The sequence below is a fragment of the Streptomyces sp. NPDC054796 genome (genome assembly GCF_053611545.1).
In genome coordinates, this window is the sequence record NZ_JBSHAO010000080.1 from 20,249 (window position 1) to 27,302 (window position 7,054).

Genomic DNA, 7,054 nt, shown 5'->3' on the forward strand with positions numbered 1-7,054 from the left:
GCGGGGGCCGGGGCGGAGGCCAGGGTGGGGGCCGTTTCCGGGGCGGGGCCTTGTGCGTGATCCATGACGCCACACAAGCACGTGGCGCGGGGGTCTTCCCAGAGTGGTTGTTGACTGAAAGTATTCAGCAAGTAAGGTGTGTGAATAGATGAATGCGTTCCGGTTCCGCCTGGGCACACAGGCGGAACCGGCGGGACAGGAGGCAGGGGCCATGTCAGGACCGCGACCCGTGCGGGCGCCGCGCGGCGGCCAGCTCAGCGCCCGGGGGTGGCAGCAGGAAGCCGCTCTGCGGATGCTCCAGAACAACCTCGACCCGGAGGTCGCCGAACACCCGGACAAGCTCGTCGTCTACGGCGGCACCGGAAAGGCGGCACGCGACTGGCGTTCGTTCGACGCGATGCTCCGCACCCTGGAGACCCTCGCCGACGACGAGACGATGCTCGTCCAGTCCGGGCGTCCCGTCGGCGTCATGCGTACGCACGAGTGGGCGCCGCGCGTGCTCCTGGCCAACTCCAACCTCGTGGGCGACTGGGCCAACTGGGACGAGTTCCGGCGGCTCGACGCGCTGGGGCTCACCATGTACGGCCAGATGACGGCCGGTTCCTGGATCTACATCGGCACCCAGGGCATCCTCCAGGGCACCTACGAGACCTTCGCCGCCGTCGCCGCCAAACTCGCTTCTAAGAACAAGCACAGCGGCGGCACCCTCGCCGGAACCATCACGCTGACCGCCGGGCTCGGCGGCATGGGCGGAGCCCAGCCGCTCGCGGTGACCATGAACGACGGCGTCGCCCTCTGCGTCGAGTGCGACCCCTCCCGCATCGACCGCCGCATCGAGCACGGCTACCTCGACGTACGCGCCGACTCCCTCGCCCAAGCGCTCCAGCTGGCGACCGAGGCCCGCGACGCCCGCCGCCCCCTGTCCATCGGGCTGCTCGGCAACGCGGCGGAAGTGCTCCCGCGCATGCTGGCCGAGGGCGCCCCCATCGACATCGTGACCGACCAGACCTCGGCCCACGACCCGCTGTCCTACCTGCCCGTCGGCATCGACTTCGACGAGATGGCCTCGTACGCGGCCGAGAAGCCCACCGACTTCACCACGCGCGCCCGCGAGTCCATGGCCCGGCACGTGGAGGCCATGGTCGGCTTCATGGACGCGGGCGCTGAGGTCTTCGACTACGGCAACTCGATCCGCGGCGAGGCCCAGCTCGCGGGCTACGAGCGCGCCTTCGCCTTCCCCGGCTTCGTGCCCGCCTATATCCGGCCGCTCTTCTGCGAGGGCAAGGGCCCCTTCCGCTGGGCCGCGCTCTCCGGCGACCCGAAGGACATCGCGGCCACCGACCGGGCGATCCTGGACCTCTTCCCCGAGAACGAGTCCCTGCGGCGCTGGATCACCATGGCCCAGGAGCGTGTCCACTTCCAGGGGCTGCCCGCGCGCATCTGCTGGCTCGGCTACGGCGAACGGGACCGCGCGGGCGAGCGCTTCAACGACATGGTCGCGAGCGGCGAGATCTCCGCGCCCCTGGTCCTGGGCCGCGACCACCTCGACTGCGGCTCCGTCGCCTCGCCCTACCGCGAGACCGAGTCCATGCTCGACGGCTCCGACGCCATCGCCGACTGGCCCCTCCTGAACGCCATGGTCAACGTCGCATCCGGCGCGTCCTGGGTCTCCATCCACCACGGCGGCGGCGTCGGCATGGGCCGCTCGATCCACGCGGGCCAGGTCACGGTGGCCGACGGCACGCCCCTCGCGGGCGAGAAGCTGCGCCGCGTCCTGACGAACGACCCCGGCATGGGCGTGATCCGGCACGTCGACGCGGGCTACGAGCGGGCCGAGACGGTCGCCTCGGCCCGAGAGGTCCGCATCCCCATGCGGGAGGGCTCGTGACCGACCCCGAATCCACCGGGAGCCCCCTGCCCCGGGCCGCACACGCACCCGCCTCGGGCGCGGGGCCCGCCCCTGCCGGGGCGCCCGCCGAAGCGCCGTCTGCTCCGGGTGCGCCGTCCGTTCCGGGAGGTGCGCCTGCCGCTTCGGCGGGTGCGCCTGCCTTCGGCGGGGCGCCGGTCTCGGGCGCGGGGCCCGTTTCCGACGGACGGTCCGCCTCTGGTGCTGTTCCTGGCGGGGGGACCTCCGCTTCGGGCGGGTCCCCGGCCTCGGGTCCGGGATCCGTTTCCGGGGCGACCACTCCGGACCCGGACGCGACGCCTGTGCCGGGGGAAGCGCCTGCCCCGGGCGCGGCCCCTGCCGGGTCGCCCCCTCCGGATGGGTCCCCGGCTGGTGACTCGCCTGTCGCGGGCTCAGAGTCCGCTTCCGGCCGTACGGCGGTTCCGGGCGGGTTGCCCGGCGCGGGCGCGGCGGCCGCGGGGTCGTCTGCCGGGGGGCTTGGGCCGGGTGCGGCACCGGGCCAGGGCGGTGTGCCCGTCGCGGGCCGTGCGTCTGCTGGTGGAGCGGGGCCCACTCCCGGTGGAGCTCCCGCCGGTGACTCGCCCGCCTCGGGCGCGACGTCCGTGCCGGGGGCCGCGTCCGTTCAGGCAGGTGCGTCGGCGCCGCCCGGCTTCCACGCCATGTGGCGCGAGCTGGCGCCCGTCGGGCGGGACGCGCGCAGTGGTGGTTACCGGCGATACGCGTGGAGCGGCGCCGACGCCGAGTGCCGGGACTGGTTCCAGGCGCAGGCCACAGCCAGGGGGCTCGCCTACGAGGTGGACCGCAACGGAAACCAGTGGGCCTGGCTCGGCGACCCCGCCGCAGGGGACGCCGTCGTCACCGGGTCGCATCTCGACTCCGTGCCCGACGGCGGCGCCTTCGACGGCCCCCTCGGCGTCGTGTCCTCCTTCGCCGCGCTGGACCTGCTGCGGGCCCGCGAGGGCACCCGCGACGCGGCCCGTCTCACCCGGCCCGTCGCCGTCGTCAACTTCGGCGACGAGGAGGGCGCGCGCTTCGGGATGGCCTGCGTCGGCTCGCGGCTCAGCGCGGGGCAGCTCAGCCGCGAGAAGGCGCACGCGCTGCGCGACGCCGACGGGGTCACCCTGGCCCGCGCCATGGAGGCGGCGGGCCACGACCCCGACGCGATCGGCCCCGACCCCGAACGCCTCGCCCGCATCGGCGCGTTCGTCGAGCTGCACATCGAGCAGGGCAGGGCGCTGGCCGACGCGGAGCGGGACCAGCCCGTCGGCGTCGCCTCCGCCATCTGGCCGCACGGACGCTGGCGTTTCGACTTCGCGGGCGAGGCCAACCACGCGGGCACCACCCGTATCGAGGACCGCCGCGACCCGATGCTGACGTACGCCGGGACCGTGCTCGCGGCGCGCGAGAAGGCGCGGCTCGCCGGAGCCCTGGCCACCTTCGGGAAGGTCTCCGTCGAACCCAACGGCGTCAACGCCATCCCCTCCCTCGTGCGCGGCTGGCTCGACTCCCGCGCCGCCGACGAGGAGACCCTCGCCGCCGTCGTCGCCGAGATCGAGAGGGCGGCGGGCGAGCGCGGACTGCGCGACGGCGTGGACGTCCGCGTCGAACGGGAGTCGTTCACCCCCGTCGTGGAGTTCGCCCACGGCCTGCGGGACCGGCTCGCCGCACAACTGGGCGGCGCGCCCGTCCTGCCGACGGGCGCGGGACACGACGCGGGTATTTTGTCCGCTTCGGTCCCGACCGCCATGCTGTACGTGCGCAACCCCACCGGCGTCTCGCACTCGCCCGCCGAGTTCGCGGCGGAGGACGACTGCGTGGCCGGGGTGACCGCACTCGCCGACGTACTGGAAGGGCTCGCGTGCGACTGACGTACTGGTGCGAATACGCCTGGCTCAACGGCACCGTGGAGCCGGGCGTCGCCATCGAGACGGCGGACGGGGGACGGATCGCCGACGTGCGGACCGGCGTCACCTCGCCGCCGCAGGGCGCCGAAGTGCTGCGCGGACTGACCGTGCCGGGGCTGGCCAACGCGCACTCGCACGCGTTCCACCGCGCGCTGCGCGGCGCCGTGCAGGTGGGCTCCGGCACGTTCTGGACGTGGCGGGAGGTGATGTACCAGGTCGCGTCCCGCCTCACGCCCGACTCCTACTACGCGCTCGCGCGCGCCACGTACGCGGAGATGGCCCTGGCGGGTGTGACCTGCGTCGGAGAGTTCCACTACCTGCACCACGCGCCCGGCGGCGCACGCTACGACGACCCCAACGCCATGGGCCACGCGCTGCTCGCGGCAGCCGCCGAAGCGGGCATCCGCGTCACGCTCCTCGACACCGCCTACCTCGCCTCCGGCTTCGGCACCAAGGGGCGCGGCGCACCGCCCGGCAGGCCGCAGCTCCGCTTCTCCGACGGCACGGCCGCGCAGTGGGCCGAACGGGCCTCGGCGCTCACACCCGCCGACCCCGCGACGGCCCGGGTGGGCGCGGCGATCCACTCCGTACGGGCCGTGCCCGCGCGTGAACTGGACACCGTCGTCAAGTGGGCCGACGCGCGGGAGGCGCCGCTGCACGTCCACCTGTCCGAGCAGACCGCCGAGAACGACGCCTGCCAGAAGGCCCACGGCCGCACACCCACCGAACTGCTGGCGGACCACGGCGTCCTCGGCCCCCGCACGACCGCCGTCCACGCCACCCACCTCACCGACGGCGACATCCGCCGCCTCGGCGGCTCCTCGACGGGCGTGTGCATGTGCCCGACGACGGAACGCGACCTCGCCGACGGCATCGGCCCCGCACCCGAACTGGAACGCGCGGGCACGGCGCTCTCGCTGGGCAGCGACAGCCACGCCGTGATCGACCTCTTCGAGGAGGCGCGGGGCATGGAGCTGAACGAGCGGCTGCGGTCGCGTACGCGGGGGCACTGGACCGCGGCGCAGTTGTTGCGGGCGGCGACGGAGGACGGGCATGCGGCGCTCGGGTGGCCCGAGGCGGGGCGACTGGAGGCCGGGTCGCTGGCCGACTTCACGACGGTGGCGCTCGATTCCGTACGGACGATGGGGCCGCCTTCGCGGATGGCCGCGGAGGCGGTGGTGTTCGCGGCGACCGGTGCGGATGTGCGGCACACGGTCGTGGGTGGCCGCCACGTGGTCCGCGACGGCACCCACACCTCCGTCCCTGACCCGGCAAAGGCCCTCTCCGAGGCCCTCGCCCTGTAACCCCTCCCCTGGCGTGCCGGGGCCACCCCCTCAGCGCGGAACCTCCGGCGCAGGGGGCGCCTACCCGGTTGCCCCTTGGGGTTTCGCTGCGCGACTGCACCCCGGTGGCACGGGTTGTGCCCACCCTCCCCAGCTACCGCTGGGAGGTGCCCCCTCGCCTGCGGGGATTGCCCACAACAGGAGTGGGCCCCTCCGGCACGGTGCCCGGGGCGGGCGCATGGGTGCCGGTACGGCACCGGTCCACAGCATGGGAACAACCGAAGTGGTCACCGGCCGTTAGTTGGCCACCGGGTGGGAGGGGACGTGGTGGGGTGTCCCCGCAAGTGGTGGCGACGAGTGCCGGAGGAAACCCGTAAACGAGACCCGCACTTGTCGCCGCCCGAGGAGACACCCCACCACGGCACCGACCCCCACCACACACCAACCCCACACGACCACCGGCCGAAACCAACAACCACGCGGCGCCAGCCGCGAACGCACCGCCACCACACACCGCGCCGAAGCCACCGGCCAGGCAGCCGAACACGGCGCCCAGCCCAGCGCACCGTGCAGCGGCACAAAAACCAGCGCGGGACCCTACGGCACCCACCACACCGGCCAACCGTCCCGCGCAACACCCCCGGCGAACCGGCAACCCCGAAACACCAACCCGCACCCGGAACCCCCGACGGAGGAACAGAGGATGACGACGACGCTCATCGACAACATCGGCAGGCTGGTCACCAACGAACCGTCCCTCGGAGAGGGGGAGTTGGGGATCATCGAGGAGGCCGCCATCGTGGTGGAGGGCGAGCGTGTGGTGTGGGTGGGGGGCGCCGCACAGGCGCCCGCCGCCGACACGGCGTACGACGCGACGCACCGCGCCGTGATCCCCGGCTTCGTCGACTCCCACTCCCACCTCCTCTTCGCAGGCGACCGCACCGCCGAGTTCAACGCCCGCATGTCGGGCAACGCCTACACGGCCGGAGGCATCCGTACGACGGTCGCCGCCACCCGCGAGGCGACCGACGAGGCGCTGGCCCGCAATCTGCGCGCGCATCTCGACGAGGCCCTGCGCCAGGGCACCACCACGATGGAGACGAAGTCCGGCTACGGCCTCACCACCGAGCACGAGGCCCGCGCCCTGCGCGTCGCCGCCGCGCACACCGACGAGGTGACGTATCTGGGCGCCCACATCGTCGCCCCGGAGTACGCGGACGACCCCGCGGCCTACGTCGCGCTGGTCACGGGCGAGATGCTGGACGCGTGCGCCCCGTACGCGCGCTGGGTGGACGCGTTCTGCGAGAAGGGCGCGTTCGACGGGGACCAGGCGCGCGCCATCCTCACCGCGGGCCGGGACAGGGGCCTCGTGCCGAGGGTGCACGCCAACCAGCTCTCGTACGGGCCGGGTGTCCAGCTCGCCGTGGAGCTGGGCGCGGCCTCGGCCGACCACTGCACGCACCTCACCGAAGCGGACGTGGACGCGCTGGCCCAGAGCTGGAGCCAGAGCCAGAGTGACACCGGAACCGTGGCCACGCTGCTGCCGGGCTGCGAGTTCTCGACGCGCGCCGTCTACCCGGACGCGCGGCGCCTCCTGGACGCCGGTGCCACCGTCGCGCTGTCCACGGACTGTAACCCGGGCTCGTCGTTCACCTCGTCGATGCCGTTCTGCGTGGCCATCGCGGTGCGCGAGATGGGCATGACGCCCGACGAGGCGGTCTGGGCGGCGACGGCCGGGGGTGCGCGGGCGCTGCGCAGGGACGACGTCGGACGGCTGGCACCCGGCACGTACGCGGACCTGGCCCTCCTCGACGCGCCGTCCCATGTGCACTTCGCCTACCGCCCCGGCGTCCCCCTCGTCGGCGAGGTGTGGCGGCGGGGACAGCGCGTCGGCGTGTAGGCCCCTGTGCCCCCGCCCCCGTACGACGGCGGCGGCCCGTGAGCGTCTCGCGCTCACGGGC

4 protein-coding genes are annotated in these 7,054 nt (G+C 73.9%); all 4 read left to right on the top strand.

What is annotated here, in order from left to right; all coding sequences use genetic code 11:
- Positions 1 to 211 precede the first annotated feature (211 nt).
- Positions 212 to 1,888 (top strand): urocanate hydratase, encoded by a 1,677-nt coding sequence (gene hutU, locus ACWGJ2_RS37030; protein WP_453350772.1) that lies wholly within the window; start codon positions 212 to 214, stop codon positions 1,886 to 1,888.
- A 677-nt stretch (positions 1,889 to 2,565) separates the two neighbouring features.
- On the top strand, positions 2,566 to 3,774 hold the full coding sequence (locus tag ACWGJ2_RS37035) for an allantoate amidohydrolase (protein WP_453350777.1): 1,209 nt from the start codon (positions 2,566 to 2,568) through the stop codon (positions 3,772 to 3,774).
- A complete protein-coding gene (locus ACWGJ2_RS37040) occupies positions 3,765 to 5,114 on the top strand; it encodes a formimidoylglutamate deiminase (RefSeq protein WP_453350773.1) in 1,350 nt (449 codons plus the stop codon). The genes ACWGJ2_RS37035 and ACWGJ2_RS37040 overlap by 10 nt, the downstream gene beginning before the upstream one ends.
- Positions 5,115 to 5,796: 682 nt before the next feature.
- Complete coding sequence (gene hutI, locus ACWGJ2_RS37045) at positions 5,797 to 6,993, top strand: imidazolonepropionase (RefSeq protein ID WP_453350774.1); 1,197 nt, start codon at positions 5,797 to 5,799, stop codon at positions 6,991 to 6,993.
- Positions 6,994 to 7,054: the final 61 nt, after the last annotated feature.

Excerpts from the sequence above, each read along its gene's own strand:
- hutU (WP_453350772.1), top strand. The coding sequence starts at position 212 with ATGTCAGGACCGCGACCCGTGCGGGCGCCGCGCGGCGGCCAGCTCAGC.
- ACWGJ2_RS37035 (WP_453350777.1), top strand. The coding sequence starts at position 2,566 with ATGTGGCGCGAGCTGGCGCCCGTCGGGCGGGACGCGCGCAGTGGTGGT.
- hutI (WP_453350774.1), top strand. The coding sequence starts at position 5,797 with ATGACGACGACGCTCATCGACAACATCGGCAGGCTGGTCACCAACGAA.